The 13,748-nt window shown below is 40.7% G+C and carries 14 protein-coding genes and 1 tRNA gene; 12 read left to right on the forward strand and 3 right to left on the reverse strand.

All coding sequences use genetic code 11. From position 1 onward, the window contains the following. Both IUZ65_RS12235 and IUZ65_RS12240 read left to right on the forward strand, forming a co-directional pair. Positions 1-76 (forward strand) — tRNA-Arg (locus tag IUZ65_RS12235). A 546-nt stretch (positions 77-622) separates the two neighbouring features. Continuing rightward, the gene (locus IUZ65_RS12240; RefSeq protein WP_195704000.1) at positions 623-1,633 is read left to right on the forward strand and encodes a LacI family DNA-binding transcriptional regulator; all 1,011 of its coding nucleotides are present in this window, start codon (positions 623-625) and stop codon (positions 1,631-1,633) included. Positions 1,634-1,757: 124 nt separating this feature from the next. On the opposite strand, the gene IUZ65_RS12245 is transcribed toward IUZ65_RS12240, so the two are convergent. Beyond that, complete coding sequence (locus IUZ65_RS12245; RefSeq protein ID WP_195704001.1) at positions 1,758-2,642, reverse strand: D-hexose-6-phosphate mutarotase; 885 nt, start codon at positions 2,640-2,642, stop codon at positions 1,758-1,760. A 90-nt stretch (positions 2,643-2,732) separates the two neighbouring features. On the opposite strand from IUZ65_RS12245, the gene IUZ65_RS12250 reads away from it, so the two are divergent. The 7 genes from IUZ65_RS12250 to IUZ65_RS12280 are packed head-to-tail and all read left to right on the forward strand — an operon-like array spanning position 2,733 to position 9,001. Then, positions 2,733-4,607 carry a class I mannose-6-phosphate isomerase gene (locus IUZ65_RS12250; RefSeq protein ID WP_229638048.1) on the forward strand — a complete coding sequence of 625 codons (1,875 nt, stop codon included), beginning with the start codon at positions 2,733-2,735 and terminating at the stop codon, positions 4,605-4,607. Between the two features lie 4 nt (positions 4,608-4,611). Then, positions 4,612-5,043: a PTS sugar transporter subunit IIA gene (locus tag IUZ65_RS12255; protein WP_195704002.1), complete on the forward strand. Its 432-nt coding sequence runs from the start codon at positions 4,612-4,614 to the stop codon at positions 5,041-5,043. A 12-nt stretch (positions 5,044-5,055) separates the two neighbouring features. Continuing rightward, a complete protein-coding gene (locus tag IUZ65_RS12260; RefSeq protein ID WP_195704003.1) occupies positions 5,056-5,547 on the forward strand; it encodes a PTS system mannose/fructose/N-acetylgalactosamine-transporter subunit IIB in 492 nt (163 codons plus the stop codon). A gap of 53 nt (positions 5,548-5,600) precedes the next feature. Beyond that, positions 5,601-6,404, forward strand: coding sequence for a PTS mannose/fructose/sorbose/N-acetylgalactosamine transporter subunit IIC (locus IUZ65_RS12265; protein WP_195704004.1), 804 nt, complete (start codon positions 5,601-5,603; stop codon positions 6,402-6,404). Next, positions 6,404-7,264: a PTS system mannose/fructose/sorbose family transporter subunit IID gene (locus tag IUZ65_RS12270; RefSeq protein WP_195704005.1), complete on the forward strand. Its 861-nt coding sequence runs from the start codon at positions 6,404-6,406 to the stop codon at positions 7,262-7,264. The genes IUZ65_RS12265 and IUZ65_RS12270 overlap by 1 nt, the downstream gene beginning before the upstream one ends. Before the next feature lie 56 nt (positions 7,265-7,320). Next, a complete protein-coding gene (locus IUZ65_RS12275) occupies positions 7,321-7,875 on the forward strand; it encodes a glucose-6-phosphate isomerase family protein (protein ID WP_195704006.1) in 555 nt (184 codons plus the stop codon). Continuing rightward, a complete protein-coding gene (locus tag IUZ65_RS12280) occupies positions 7,868-9,001 on the forward strand; it encodes an AGE family epimerase/isomerase (RefSeq protein ID WP_195704007.1) in 1,134 nt (377 codons plus the stop codon). Before IUZ65_RS12275 ends, IUZ65_RS12280 begins: the two co-directional genes overlap by 8 nt. 244 nt (positions 9,002-9,245) lie before the next feature. Here IUZ65_RS12280 and IUZ65_RS12285 read toward each other — a convergent pair whose 3' ends face one another. Next, on the reverse strand, positions 9,246-10,130 hold the full coding sequence (locus IUZ65_RS12285) for a LysR family transcriptional regulator (RefSeq protein WP_195704008.1): 885 nt from the start codon (positions 10,128-10,130) through the stop codon (positions 9,246-9,248). A gap of 110 nt (positions 10,131-10,240) precedes the next feature. Here IUZ65_RS12285 and IUZ65_RS12290 point away from each other — a divergent pair, with 110 nt between their 5' ends. From IUZ65_RS12290 to IUZ65_RS12300, 3 genes are all read left to right on the forward strand, one after another. Next, positions 10,241-10,450 carry a DUF2798 domain-containing protein gene (locus IUZ65_RS12290; protein ID WP_195704009.1) on the forward strand — a complete coding sequence of 70 codons (210 nt, stop codon included), beginning with the start codon at positions 10,241-10,243 and terminating at the stop codon, positions 10,448-10,450. 305 nt (positions 10,451-10,755) lie between these two features. Then, positions 10,756-11,394, forward strand: coding sequence for a 2OG-Fe dioxygenase family protein (locus IUZ65_RS12295; RefSeq protein WP_195704010.1), 639 nt, complete (start codon positions 10,756-10,758; stop codon positions 11,392-11,394). Continuing rightward, entirely contained in the window at positions 11,372-12,613 is a 1,242-nt protein-coding gene (locus tag IUZ65_RS12300) for a cysteine desulfurase-like protein (protein WP_195704011.1), read from the forward strand. The genes IUZ65_RS12295 and IUZ65_RS12300 overlap by 23 nt, the downstream gene beginning before the upstream one ends. Before the next feature lie 79 nt (positions 12,614-12,692). Here IUZ65_RS12300 and deoC read toward each other — a convergent pair whose 3' ends face one another. Then, entirely contained in the window at positions 12,693-13,472 is a 780-nt protein-coding gene (gene deoC / locus IUZ65_RS12305) for a deoxyribose-phosphate aldolase (RefSeq protein ID WP_195704012.1), read from the reverse strand. Positions 13,473-13,748 lie beyond the last annotated feature (276 nt).

Here is a 13,748-nt window from a genome sequence, read left to right on the forward strand (position 1 = left end):
GTCCCCTTAGTTCAGCTGGATAGAACAAGGACCTCCTAAGTCTTAGACACAGGTTCGAATCCTGTAGGGGACACCACTTCTTCTGTTTATTCTATTAAAATCAACAAAATCTCTCTTATTGCGTTTTCTCTTCCTCTTTAGTCCTATCAACCCTGTATAAACTGCATCTGAATGCGACAAAAAGAAATTGCTATATGGTTATTGATAAATGTCTCTCATTTTATTCAATCAGAAAACCGCGCTTCATGATTTATACGTAGTTAACCTATCAACCCACCTTCTTAAATGAGGATGAGCGATGTTACCTCTTAAGAATATACGTCTCTTTTATTTACAGTTATTAATCATCCAAATTTTATGGATTTATTTACGCTTAAACATCTGAACCCAATGACATTAAAGTTGATAGCAACCTCGAATAAACAAGAGGAAAACGTAACTGGTTAAACGAAGTACCAAGAACTAACTGTTTAGGTTATGATAGTGCAACTCCAACAGTTTGATTCCAGAGTCGGCTCTGTAAAATAGTTATTGCACCAAAAATGTCTCAACATAGTGTTTCCTAAGAGCCTTTCGTATCAATGTGGAATATTTTAATTCATTACTTTTAGGAGATGTTAAGTTGTCGAGCATAGGCATTAAAGATGTGGCAAAATTTGCTGGTGTGTCTAACGCCACAGTGTCTCAGGTTCTCACAAATAAAGGGAGAATATCTGATGCTACGCGCGAAAGAGTCAAAGAAGCACTAGATAAATTAGGTTACGTTTACAATCAAAACGCTGCAAACCTACGTCAGAAAAAATCTAATCAGGTGGGCTTTTTGGTTCATGACATTTCAAACCCGTTTTATGGTGAAATGGCTGCGAGTATTGCTAGAGTTTTGGATAAACGCGATAACATGCTGTTCTTGTCCAACACTGAAGATGTGTTAGAAAAACAAGAAAAGTTCACTAAAGCATTGATTCAAAATGGTTCTGCTGGGATTATTATTTGCGCAACCAACGACTCTCCAGATAGTTACTTTGAAAGTCTGAAAGCGGGTAAAACGCCGGTTATTTTGGTAACCAGACATTCAGATAAAGAGATGAATTTTGTTGGTACTGATAATATTGTTGGTGGAAGGATGGCCACAGAGTTCCTATTAGAATTAGGCCACAAAAGAATAGCGTTTGTTGGTGGCTCTGTTGGAACAAAAAACCGTGAGCACAGAATCGCAGGCTATACCTCAGCTCTGAATAAACATGAAATTGATTATGACGACGCAATTAATTTCCCTACGCCAGCAGACAAAGAGTCAGGTGTATCAGCAATCGAATTGATTCTTCAGAAACATAAGGATGTAACGGCTTGTGTCTTCTACCAAGATATTATCGCGATAGGGGCTATGGAGTATTTAAAAGCGAATGACATTATCGCTGGAAAAGACATATCAATAATTAGTTTAGACGGAACCGAAGATTCAATGACCTTATCTCCATCTTTGACATCAGTTTCATTTTCAGCCAAAGAGATGGGCGAAAAGGCAGGCCAATTGCTGTTTGATAAAATTGATGGTAACAGTACCGATCTAGAACATATTATAATTCAACCTAAATTGATTATTGGGGAATCTGCGGGTAAAGCAGAATTCTAATACCCGAGATCGAAAATCAAAACCATCTATTCAGTTAAGGGGAACTGAAGCCTTTCCCCTTATCACTATTCGAACCTATTCGTTTCTAACCATTTAAAGTTTAGCCACTTTCAATGAATATACATCATGAATTTATAATCGATAACGTCGTCTCTAATGCATGAGATTCCCCAGGTTTTAAGGATACTGGAACCGTGCCGAATATCGTCGATTCCACACAAAGCATTTTTTTATAATCTTCATCTGGCATGTCCGTCATGCCCTTGGTCATTTCTTTCCAAGGATTCCACACAACAGCAGTATTGTGGCCATTATTTTTCACTACAATATCGCGCTGGTTACTAGAATCACAAACGACAATTGATTCATCTGGTGCCGTGCACACACGAATAACTTCCCTGTCAATTGATAGTACATTTTCTCCTCTCGTTTTCACGTAATTTTCTGTTCCATCTAAATACGTGGTACCAACACCAGAAATACTTGTATTCGCTATATCTCCGACACCAAAATAAGTATGAATAGCGCCACTGTATGACCACAAGTGTTCATCCGTATTTTCTGTTAACAAGCTTATCGTGACGGTATTAGTAAGGACGAATGTAAGCGTGTTTTTGAATTTGTGAGGCCACATTAATCTGGTCTCCTCATTATCAACAAGTTCTAACACAACTTGAACTCCTTCTTCTAATTCTTGAACGTCAATAAGATCCCACTTTATGTTTCTTGCAAAACCATGAGTTTGCTCCCCACCCGCATTTCCAAACCATGGAAAACAAATTGGAACACCACCTCTGATAGCTTTCTCACCATTGAATATGGCGTTATCACTCAACCATAATAGCTCATTCTGACCTTTGGGTTTAAACCACAATAAATGTCCACCAAAGAGCGAAATCCCAGCTTCAACACTTTTGTGCTTAATATAAAGAACCTCTACACGATCAACTTGGCAAATAGATATTGAACCTGTTAATGATTTGGTAATGTTGCAATTTTGTAAGTTCATGATCTCTCCTAATAGTAAAAACAAGATCTATATCACATCAATTAACGCTGATATAACGATTAACCACTTTTTAGCACCACAGTGTGACTTATGTCGGATCAATCGATCCTTTATGTGACATTCATCTCATCTATCGCATTGTCAATATTGGTTAATCGTTATATCTTCTCGTCAAGATTAAAACTAAGAGATAAAAAAGTGAACTACGCAAAACATACACCGAACTACGACAAAGAACCGGTCGTGCATGTACTGGGATGTGACAATAGCGCTTGGCAAGGTTGGAAAGCAATCATCAAACAGGTGAGTACTGCAATCAGCGCAGTTGAAGCTAAGAAGGTCGTTCTTGTCATCGATACGTACCATGGCGTCAATATTGATGAGCTAAAGCACGAACTTGTTGACCACTTAGATTATGTATCGGCAATTAATTCTGAAGTTGCAAAACTTCCTGAGAGCAAAATCTTCGATATGCTTGAGCGTCATATCACGAGTGACCGCGTTTTCGGTGTTATCGCCCCTCATCAAATGGAAGAGTTCTTCAGCGCGTCGGATATCCACGCCCAAAGAGAGGAAGTGGAATCAATAAAATCTGGTTTAGTTGTCATCTATGGTCCCGGAGCGTCATTGATTCACGACGGCGATGTGTCCATTTATGCCGATCTGGCACGATGGGAAATTCAACAACGATTCCGCAGAGGCGAATTAGGCAATTGGGGTGTTGACAATTTTAACGAAGATGTTTTGCGCAGATACAAACGTTCATTCTTTATCGAATGGCGTGTATTCGATCGTTACAAAACGAAAATTCTTCCCAAAGTGGATTTTTTATTAGATACAAATACCGCTGGTGACCCGAAATTTGTCACAGGTAAGGCACTGCTAGAAGGGCTCGAAGTTGCGACTACTCAACCATTTCGGGTTGTACCATTCTTCGACCCGGGAGTTTGGGGAGGGCAGTGGATGAGAGAAGTTTGTGACCTCGATAAATCTAAAGACAACTTTGCTTGGTGTTTTGACTGTGTACCCGAAGAAAATAGCCTATATCTTCAATATGGCGATGTCCGCGTTGAAATACCCTCACAGAACTTGGTGTTGCAAAAACCTAAGCAGTTATTAGGCGATAAAGTTCACTCTCGGTTCGGTGCTGAGTTCCCGATTAGATTCGATTTCCTAGATACTATGGAAGGCCAAAACCTTAGTCTTCAGGTCCACCCGCTCACTGAATATATTCAACAAGAATTTGGTATGCACTATACGCAGGACGAAAGCTACTACATGCTAGACGCTGCTGAAAATGCGACCGTATATCTTGGTACCAAAACAGGAATTGATGCAGAAGAGATGTTTGAAGATCTTCAAGCAGCTCAAAGAGGCGAAAAATCGTTTGATGATGAAAAATTCATCAACAAGTTTCCGGCAAAGAAGCACGACCATTTCCTTATTCCAGCGGGAACGGTTCACTGTTCAGGTTCCGGCGCTATGGTATTAGAAATTAGCGCGACTCCTTATATATTTACCTTCAAATTGTGGGATTGGGATCGTATGGGTCTTGATGGCCTTCCTCGACCTGTCCACTTAGAACACGGCAAGGAAGTGATTCAATGGGAACGAACAACTGAATGGACGAAAGAAAACCTCGTTAATGCTGTCACTCATATCGCAGAAGGTGATGGATGGCGTGAAGAGCGTACAGGCCTACATGAACGTGAATTTATAGAAACACGTCGCCATTGGTTTACTAAACCAGTGATTCACAGTACGGAAGGCAACCTCAATGTTCTCAATTTGATTGAAGGAGAAGAAGCCATTATTGAGAGCCCTACTCATGCATTTAAACCATACATAGTTCATTACGCAGAAACCTTCATTATTCCTGCTGGTGTTCGCGAATATGTCATTCGCCCGTACGGCGCGAGCCAAGGTAAAGAAATCGCCACCATTAAAGCTTATGTGAGAGGTTAACAACATGCTTCATTTTTTAGTAGCAACACATGGACCGTTAGCAGCTGCCTTAATTCAGTGTGCAAACATGGTTTTTGGAGAACTTCCAAACACCTCATCAGTATCACTCACAGAAGAAGACGGTATTGAGAAATTCAAGCAAGATTTTGACGATGAAATACAAACGATCTTACACAGTGGCGTACAAGGTGTTGTTGTTTTATGCGATTTGGAGTGCGGGACACCATACAACGTAGCTTGTACTTACGCGTTTAACGAAAATTTCGCCATTCCTGTTGAAGTCATCACCGGTGTCAATTTCCCCACACTACTTATGACAGCAGATTTTGCAGAAGAAACCGACGTTAAGTTGGTAATAGAGAAATTACGTACAGAAGCGCTAAGTACCATTGTAATAGCAAAACCAGTCGCGACTGAACAAGATGACGACTTTTAAGAGGAACAAACTATGACTATTTCATTTGTACGAATTGATGACCGAGTAATTCACGGTCAACTAATCACACGTTGGGCTAAAGAAAGGCCATGTGATGGCATTGTAGCTATTGACGATGGCGTTGCATCTGATCCTCTCTTATCCAAGGTAATGAAGGGAGCCGTAACGGATGTGAAGGTTTGGTTATTCGACACAGAAACCGCCATATCAAAACTGCCGAAAATAATCGGGAGCGAAAAGAAGTACTTCATTATCGCTAAATCCCCTGTAACACTTAAAAATATTTGCGAGAAAGGGATTGATTTGAGTAACGGCAATGGGCTTATCAACGTGGGCCCAATGAGCAATCGAAATGACACCGTGACCATTGGCAGTAACCAGTGCGTCAATAAAGAAGAAATTAGTGCGTTTAACTATCTAAGTGAAATTGGTCACAACATCGAATTTCAATTAGTACCGGATGCGTCTTCATATTCATGGAAAGATGCCCAGTCAAAGATCTAAGCAAACAAACGTGAAACTCAATTATTTGACACAACATAAAATAGGATACGTATATGTTAATTGAAGCTATATTAATCGGGATAATGTGTTATCTCGGTGCACTAACCACTCCATGGTTACTCGGCTTGACCGGTGGCTGGTACACCATAACAAGACCGCTTGTATCCGGTATGCTAGTAGGTTTGGTTCTTGGTGATTTACAAACGGGTATTATGGTTGGTGTTGCTGTACAAGCTGTCTATATTGCTATGGTAACCCCTGGTGGCGCTATGCCCGCCGATCTCAACTTCGTTGCATTCCCCGCGGTCGCGCTGGGTGTCATGTCTGGTCAAGGCATTGAAGTAGCCGTTGCTATCGCAGCGACTATAGGCATCGCTGGCACCATAGTGTTTAATTTTATGATGCTTTTAAACTCATACTGGAACCACCAAGCCGAACTGGCAGTGGAACGTGGCGATGACAAAGGTGTTTACTTCCATACCGCTATCAGCCCACAAATTACGAATTTCTTATTACGATTCATTCCTAGTTTTATCGCTGTGTATTTCGGTAATCAATACATCGAAGGATTCATGGCGAGCTTACCTGAAATGATGCTCGACACAATGAGTGTTCTTGGCGGTATCTTACCTGCTGTTGGTATTGCAATTCTTCTCAAACAGATCATTAAAGAAACAAGAATGCTGATTTACTTCCTAGTCGGATTTGTCGGTATCGTATTTCTGAAGCTTAATATGATCGGTCTAGTTATCGTAGGTTCCCTGTTTGCTCTTGTCCATTATACCTACAAAGCCACCCCACAAACGGCAGCTGATGCTGCACCCGCAAAATTTGATGATGAAGAGGATGAATTCTAATGGCAGATACATTAATTGCGACAAGCACGAACTTAAAAGAAGACTCTTCGCAGTCGATTAGCTTAACCAAAAAAGACCTTCGCAAATGCTGGAGATCTTGGATGATGTACAACCTCTCATCTCTTAGCTTTGAACGACTAGAATCATTCGGTTTCTGCCTTGGTATGATGCCAGCACTCAAGAAGCTTTACCCTAATAAAGAAGACCGCACAGAGGCAATGAAACGTCACTCTTCTTTTTATAATACTGAGCCTCAGTTAGGCGCCATCATCAATGGCATGGCGGTTGGTTTAGAAGAGAAAAAGGCGAATGGCGAACCTATTGATGGAGAAACCATCAATGCGCTAAAAGTTGGACTAATGGGACCTATAGCGGGTATTGGAGACTCAATGATTCCAGGAATGTTGATACCAATCCTATTGAGCATAGGTATGGCTTTGGCCGCTGGTGGTAACATTTTAGGACCTCTATTTTATATCGTTTCATACAACCTAATCATAATTTTTGGCTCTTATAGCTTATTTATGAAGGGGTACAAAATGGGGGCTGGCTCTGTTGAAGTTTTGGTTAGCCATGAATCAACCAAGATCCGAGAAGCATTATCTTTACTTGGTATTTTCGTGATGGGCGGTGTTGCGGCTAGTTACGTAAACCTTAACACTGGCCTTGAGTTTGTAACGGAAGATGGTGTGAACATTGTGGTACAAAACATGATTGATGGAATATTTCCTAAGCTCATGCCACTCATCGTTGTGCTTGGTTCTTGGTGGGCGATGGCGAAGAAGAACGTTAGCCCTGTCCAGTCAATGCTTGGTATGGTCGTGTTCTCAGCCATCGGTGTTGCTATCGGTTTGTTTTAATTTTTTTTAGAGGGAGAAATTCTCCCTCTTTTTTAACTCATATTTGAGGAAATGTCGTGAATATCATTAATCCACCAAACGTTAACTATCTGACTGGTAAAATTGAAGCAGCCGATCTCGTTACCAAACAAACCAAACTATCCTCGCTCGATGGCGTATTTTCTGATGCAGAAGCTTACGCAGAACTTGACCCAGAAACCGTAATCTACAGCGTAGAAATGCTCCCAGCAGAATCAGCTGAAGGAGAACTCAATTTTGGTGTATCACATATTGAACCGGGAACTGTTGGTCGCGAATTTCACATGACTAGAGGTCATTTCCACGATCGTATTGAACAAGCTGAATATTATTTTGGTTCGGCTGGAGAAGGTTTGTTAGTGCTTCAAGATCAAAATGGCGAAGTAACACTAGAAAAAGTGTCTCCGGGAAGTATCCATCATATCGCTGGGTTCATCGCCCATCGTTTAGTCAATACTGGTAATGAACGTTTATCTGCCCTAGCCGTTTGGCCAGCAATTGCTGGTCATAACTATGGCACTCTCAAAGAGAAAGGGTTCAACGTTCGGGTATGTAAGGAGAACAATGAAATAAAGGTAGAGGCAAATGCGTGATATCGATATAGCCGCTAACCGATGTCAAGAATGGCTAAGTAATAGTGTCCTTCCTTTGTGGTCTACAATTGGGTATCGGGAAGAGGAAGGGATATTTGAAGAAGGTTTAATGACTGCAGATACTGTGTATGACACAGATATTATTCGATTTCGGGTCCAGCCACGTCAGGTGTATGTCTTTGCTCATGCAACTAAGCTCGGCTGGTTCGACGGTAATACCCTTGTGAAAAATACAGTTTTAAAAGGGTTTGATAAATTCAGATGTCATACTGGGGAATTTGTTTTTTCTACAACCAAGAACTTAACGATCAATGGTGAGGCTAAAAACGCCTATGAACATGCATTTGCTATGCTTGGATTCGCTTGGCATTATAAATTAACGAATGACAATACGAGTATAATCAAAGCTGAAGAGTGCTACCAATGGTTCGAAAGTGAACTTACCGATAGAAAAAATGGTGGTTTCTATTCGAGCTTAGATGATCGTAGTTTACGATGTCAAAACCCGCATATGCACTTATTCGAAGCACTGATGACACTATTCGAAGTAACTGGAGATGAACTTTGGATTAAGAGAGCGGGCAATATCTATGAGTTATTTGTCACCAAATTTTTTAATGGCAGATTCTTAAGAGAATTTTTCGATTCAGATTTAGAACCAAATCATTCAAACTCAAAACAGATTGATCCCGGCCACCAATATGAATGGGTATGGCTTCTAGCACACTATGAGAAGCTTACTGGTATAAATGTAGAATTACAGATTAATCGTTTATTGGAATTTGCTCAAACATATGGTCATTCTGAAACGGGTCTTGTGATGGACGAAATCATAGACAATGGAGGAGAATTCAGAGACACCTCTCGTCTATGGTGCCAAACCGAGCTTCTAAAAGCTAGAGTTGCACTCTATGAAGATAATTCATCGCACATAAATGAAGAAGCGGTGGTGAAAGCCGTTGACGCAATTTTTAAGTACTACATTACCCCTGCAGAAAATGGCTTATGGATCGACCAGGTAAATCGCGACGGATCACCAGTATCCCAAAATGCACCAGCAAGCACCTTATACCATATTTTTTTGGCGTTCAGTGAAGTATGGCGGGTATCCTCTAAACAGCAATAATCACAAATTGTCCATCCTTGCAAAACTAACATTCACAATGAACCCCACTATAAGGCACTTTTGCTCATGACTTATTGGTCACTTGTCATGAGCAAAATCTAACAACCTGAAAGGAAGCTTAATAAGAGCTTTGGGGGAATATTTAAAATATTCATATAGTTACACTATAATAGGTTATTAAATTCAACTTATTGATAGAAAATACGATTAAACTGAGATTTAGCGCAAATTACAAACACCCAACTTAAAATTCAACATTCGCTTTTAAGTAATCAATGAACTTCGACGCTCTGGAACTCAATAGCTGTCTTCGATACCAAACGGCATACACATCTCTATCTATGCCTTGCCAACTTGGTAGAACTCGCACCAGTTGTTGATTTTTAAGTTCCTCTTTTATTTCCGTCGATGGTAACAATGTGACACCTAACCCATTGGCTGAAAACTGCTTTGCAACCTGTAAATCATTGACCAATATCTTTCTTTTTTTGGGCTTGAAGGTTACTCGATTATCTGTGTTTGAACACTCAATTAACGCCAACGACGATGCCAATGGATTGCTAATAATTATGTCGGCTCTTTCAAGATCTTGAGGGTCTTCTAGTTTACTTTGAGATTCTATATATAGAGGGCTCGCAACCAGTATTGTCTCAATTCGACCTAACTTGAGTTGGGTAAGGTCAGAGTCTTTTTGTTTACCGACTCTAATCGCAAAATCAGCGTTGGTCGAATAGAACTCAGTAAGCGTATTACTCAACTCCAGTTCCAGATCTATTTCTGGATTTTGATGCAAATAACAAGACATATTTCTTTGTAAACAACTGGCAACCAAGTTTGTTGGTGCAATAACCTTGATGAGGCCTTTATTTCCTGATATGTCATCTTGGATTTCATTAACAATCGAGCCAACCGAGTTCACATGGAAGTATGCGTTGTCAAAAAGTTTACGGCCTTCTCTCGTCATTTCAAAGTGGTGGCTACTTCGATTCAATAACTTACAGCCAAACTCAACTTCCAATGCTTTTATGCGTCTGCTCACGGTAGAAGACGGAATTTTTAGAATTTCACTTGCTGACTTTAAACTGCCAGCTTCCACAACTGCTATAAACAACGAAATATCATCAAACATACTCAATTCCATATTTGGGTTTCATGAGCCCAAACTAACGCCTAGATTTCATATATGACTATAAAATATAGTACTTGCCAACCATCATCAACACCATCAAGGTATCTAGTATGAAACAACGTGTTTTGTTCACTGTAATAATGTCATTTTTTCTTTCTTCATTGATGACATTGTGGGTGACGTATATCAACCTAGGGTATACGCCCGAATTTTTAAACATGTGGGGAAATGCATTTCTGTTAGCGTGGCCTGCTGCTGGTATTATTTCATTTATTATTTCGCCTGTAGCACAACGCATTACGCATAAAATTTTGGAATAGCATCCATCGTAGAATTTCGAGTTAATTCGATTTCGATAGGCTTACTTTTTTTTATGGTTTTATTGATTGGTTTTTATATAAAAACCTCACAATGATATCGCATTAATAAATCATTGCAGTGTTAGATCCTGATCTGGCTGTTTTTTCTGGTTGTTAGTTTCAAATTTTTATTGGGCAGGTTTTAATTCTAGAATATACGAGCGTACTTGGGTTTATGTATTGATAAAATATTAATACGCGAGATAATAAGCTCGTTGTTAAATTTTTGTTAACCGAATGAAGCATAAGCTACACAAGGACAAGTCATGGAAATGGAAAATAAATTTCTTATAGAAGTTTTTCAAACTCCGGAAAATGTTGCCCCTCAACTTTCGTCTTACTTTGACGATTTACCTGCTGATAAGTATGTTGACAGTGATCACCGTTATCGCTCCTATGCACAGTTTCAAGCAGGAAGCACAGGACTAGTGAGGTTACCTCACAGTACATTTACCCAGTCGTCAGAGTTTAACCGAATTGTTGGTGATGTAGAACGAGACTTCGCCGAAATGGATAACGAGATGGTGCAAACACCGTGTTTCCAGCACATACTTAAGTCGTTCATGCAGCGAACAGGGACGGATAAAGATAATTCGGTGGTCCATGTTCACCAAATTCGAGTCACGTGCAAATCTGACGCAACGAGCGCCCCTGCACCTGAAGGAATCCACCAAGATGGTTATCGCTTTGTTGGTATTTTCTGTGTACAACGGAAGAATATCGCTGGCGGCTTTACACAGATCTTTGTTTCTCCAGTCGAGCAGCACCCACATTTAAATACCGTGCTGGAAGAGAACCAGTTTGTTATCCTGAATGACTCAAGGTTTTTCCACCATATTTCCGAGACCCTCTCAAGTGAATCGGGTGAAAAAGGAGTGCGTGATGTCTTTGTATTTACCGCTTAATCAAACCAATGTAATAGGTTTGCGTAACCAATTCCCCGCGTTAGGGGTACGAAATAATGGCCGTTCACCTGTGTTTTTCGATGGACCCGGTGGAACACAGTTACCACAGTCCGTGATCGAAGGCTTTGGCGATTATTTGAGCCGTGGTAATTCGAATCTCGGTGGCCAATTTTTTGTCAGCGAAAGCACCGTAAGTCTGGTGGATAATTGCAGAAAAAAAGCAGCGGCTCTGTTTGGTACTGCATCAGAAGATGAAATCGTGTTTGGCGCGAATATGACGAGTTTGACTTTCCATTTTAGTCGAGCGGTGAGTCAAGATTGGCAACCCGGCGATGAGATTATTCTCAGTGACGCTGACCACGGTGCAAATCGCTCTTCATGGGCGATGGCCGCTAAAGACAAAGGCGTAAAAGTGCACTATGTGCCCATCAAAGATGCCAGTTGTAACCTAGACTTAGACATATTTCAGTCTCTGCTTAATGACAGAACTCGTCTTGTCGCGGTTACTGCCGCGAGCAATTTATCGGGCACAATTGTCGATATTAAAAAGGTCATTGAACTGACTAAAGCAAATGGTAGCGTCGCATTTATCGATGCTGTCCACCTTTTACCACATCAATTACTTAACGTAAGCCAGTTAGATGCCGACTTTGTTGTTGGTTCAGCGTATAAATTTTATGGCCCGCATTTGGGCATTTTATATGGTCGTAAAGCACTACTCGAAAAATACCAACCATACAAGGTTGAACCAGCGCCTGCCTACGCTCCGAATTGTTGGGAGACTGGAACGCTAAACTTTGAGGCACTTTCTGCATTCTCTAAGGCTATCGACTATCTCTCTTCTTTAGGCGAAGGCGATAATCTAAGATCGAAGCTGGAGTCGGCCTACCATAATATTCACCAATATGAGGCGTCACTCACCACTTACTTTTTGGCCCGTTTAAAAGAATTTCCTATTATCGAGCTTTTTGGTAACCCGACAGTAAATAATCGTACCGCCACATTTGCTCTTCGTTTTGGCGATATCGACCCAAGCGATGTTGCGACGCATTTGGGTGAGCATGAAATATACACCTGGAGCGGTCACCTCTACGCAGACAGGTTAACCGATGCGCTCGGTGTGACTCAAAAAGGTGGAATACTCCGGGTAGGGTTGATGCACTACAATACGAAAGATGAAATAGACCGATTCTTCAGCGCGCTGAGTAGTGTGTTGTAAAGAGCAATAATAAAGCCACCTAAGGTGGCTTTATTTACTTTCCGCTACCGATAAAAGATAAAGGCAATAAGAGATACACCTAGTAACCCGCCCCTTCAACACCTTTCTCACCCTCCTCTAACGTATGAAGTAGGTTAACAAGTAAGCTAGAGGCACCAAAACGATAGTGCATATTATCGTCAGCCCAATCGGCACCAAAAATACCATCAACCATATCTAAGTATAGTTTTGCTTCTTCTGTGGTTTGCACACCACCAGATGCCTTGAAGCCAACCGTTTTTTCAACACCCATCTCTTTGATAACCGATAACATAATCTCAGCCGCTTCCGGGGTGGCATTAACAGGCACTTTACCGGTTGATGTTTTTATGATGTCTGCCCCTGCCTTGATTGAAATCTCAGACGCTTTTCTGATCAATGCGCTGGTTTTCAGCTCACCAGATTCAATGATAACTTTGAGAAGAACGTCACCGCAGATGGCTTTACATTGCCTAACAAGTTCAAAGCCTACTTTCTCGTTTCCGTCTATCAGCGCACGGTATGGAAACACGACATCGACATCATCAGCACCGTACATTATTGCCGCTTTAGTTTCCGCAACCGCAATGTCAGTATCCTCGTTCCCATGAGGAAAGTTTGTCACGGTGACAACGCGAATGTTTGGTGTACCTTGTAAAAGTAATTGTTTTTTAGCTGCAGGAATAAAACGAGGGTAAATACAGATGGCGGCCGTATTCCCTACCCTTGTCTTAGCCTTCTTACACAATTCGATTATATTTTCATCCGTGTCATCGTCGTTCAGAGTAGTCAAATCCATTAATTTAAGTGCGCGCAGTGCTACTTTTTTTAAGTCGCTCATTGTCATTTCCTATTAAGTTTTGTTTTATAAAATATCTGGCGGTTAATATAAAATCGATACCATACCCAAGAGGCCACATCATCTTCGGTTCATCATTCAAGTGGAGCGATTATAAAAATAATTAGAAAACTATAATAGATACAAAAATTGGAGTATTTGGTATAACAGATGAGACATGAGTATTATTATACGGCGTGTAGGGGACAGAAAGTGTTGTTTCGTGGGCAAAAATATAGTGTGCTTCAATACGCTTTGATTACATTACCTTTTCAATAG

Source organism: Vibrio sp. VB16 (assembly GCF_015594925.2).
In the GTDB taxonomy this organism is placed as follows: domain Bacteria; phylum Pseudomonadota; class Gammaproteobacteria; order Enterobacterales; family Vibrionaceae; genus Vibrio.

Excerpts from the sequence above, each read along its gene's own strand:
- IUZ65_RS12260 (WP_195704003.1), top strand. The coding sequence starts at position 5,056 with ATGACTATTTCATTTGTACGAATTGATGACCGAGTAATTCACGGTCAA.
- IUZ65_RS12250 (WP_229638048.1), top strand. The coding sequence starts at position 2,733 with ATGTCGGATCAATCGATCCTTTATGTGACATTCATCTCATCTATCGCA.
- IUZ65_RS12270 (WP_195704005.1), top strand. The coding sequence starts at position 6,404 with ATGGCAGATACATTAATTGCGACAAGCACGAACTTAAAAGAAGACTCT.
- IUZ65_RS12255 (WP_195704002.1), top strand. The coding sequence starts at position 4,612 with ATGCTTCATTTTTTAGTAGCAACACATGGACCGTTAGCAGCTGCCTTA.
- IUZ65_RS12300 (WP_195704011.1), top strand. The coding sequence starts at position 11,372 with ATGTCTTTGTATTTACCGCTTAATCAAACCAATGTAATAGGTTTGCGT.
- IUZ65_RS12245 (WP_195704001.1), bottom strand. The coding sequence starts at position 2,642 with ATGAACTTACAAAATTGCAACATTACCAAATCATTAACAGGTTCAATA.
- deoC (WP_195704012.1), bottom strand. The coding sequence starts at position 13,472 with ATGAGCGACTTAAAAAAAGTAGCACTGCGCGCACTTAAATTAATGGAT.
- IUZ65_RS12295 (WP_195704010.1), top strand. The coding sequence starts at position 10,756 with ATGGAAATGGAAAATAAATTTCTTATAGAAGTTTTTCAAACTCCGGAA.
- IUZ65_RS12285 (WP_195704008.1), bottom strand. The coding sequence starts at position 10,130 with ATGTTTGATGATATTTCGTTGTTTATAGCAGTTGTGGAAGCTGGCAGT.
- IUZ65_RS12280 (WP_195704007.1), top strand. The coding sequence starts at position 7,868 with ATGCGTGATATCGATATAGCCGCTAACCGATGTCAAGAATGGCTAAGT.
- IUZ65_RS12290 (WP_195704009.1), top strand. The coding sequence starts at position 10,241 with ATGAAACAACGTGTTTTGTTCACTGTAATAATGTCATTTTTTCTTTCT.
- IUZ65_RS12265 (WP_195704004.1), top strand. The coding sequence starts at position 5,601 with ATGTTAATTGAAGCTATATTAATCGGGATAATGTGTTATCTCGGTGCA.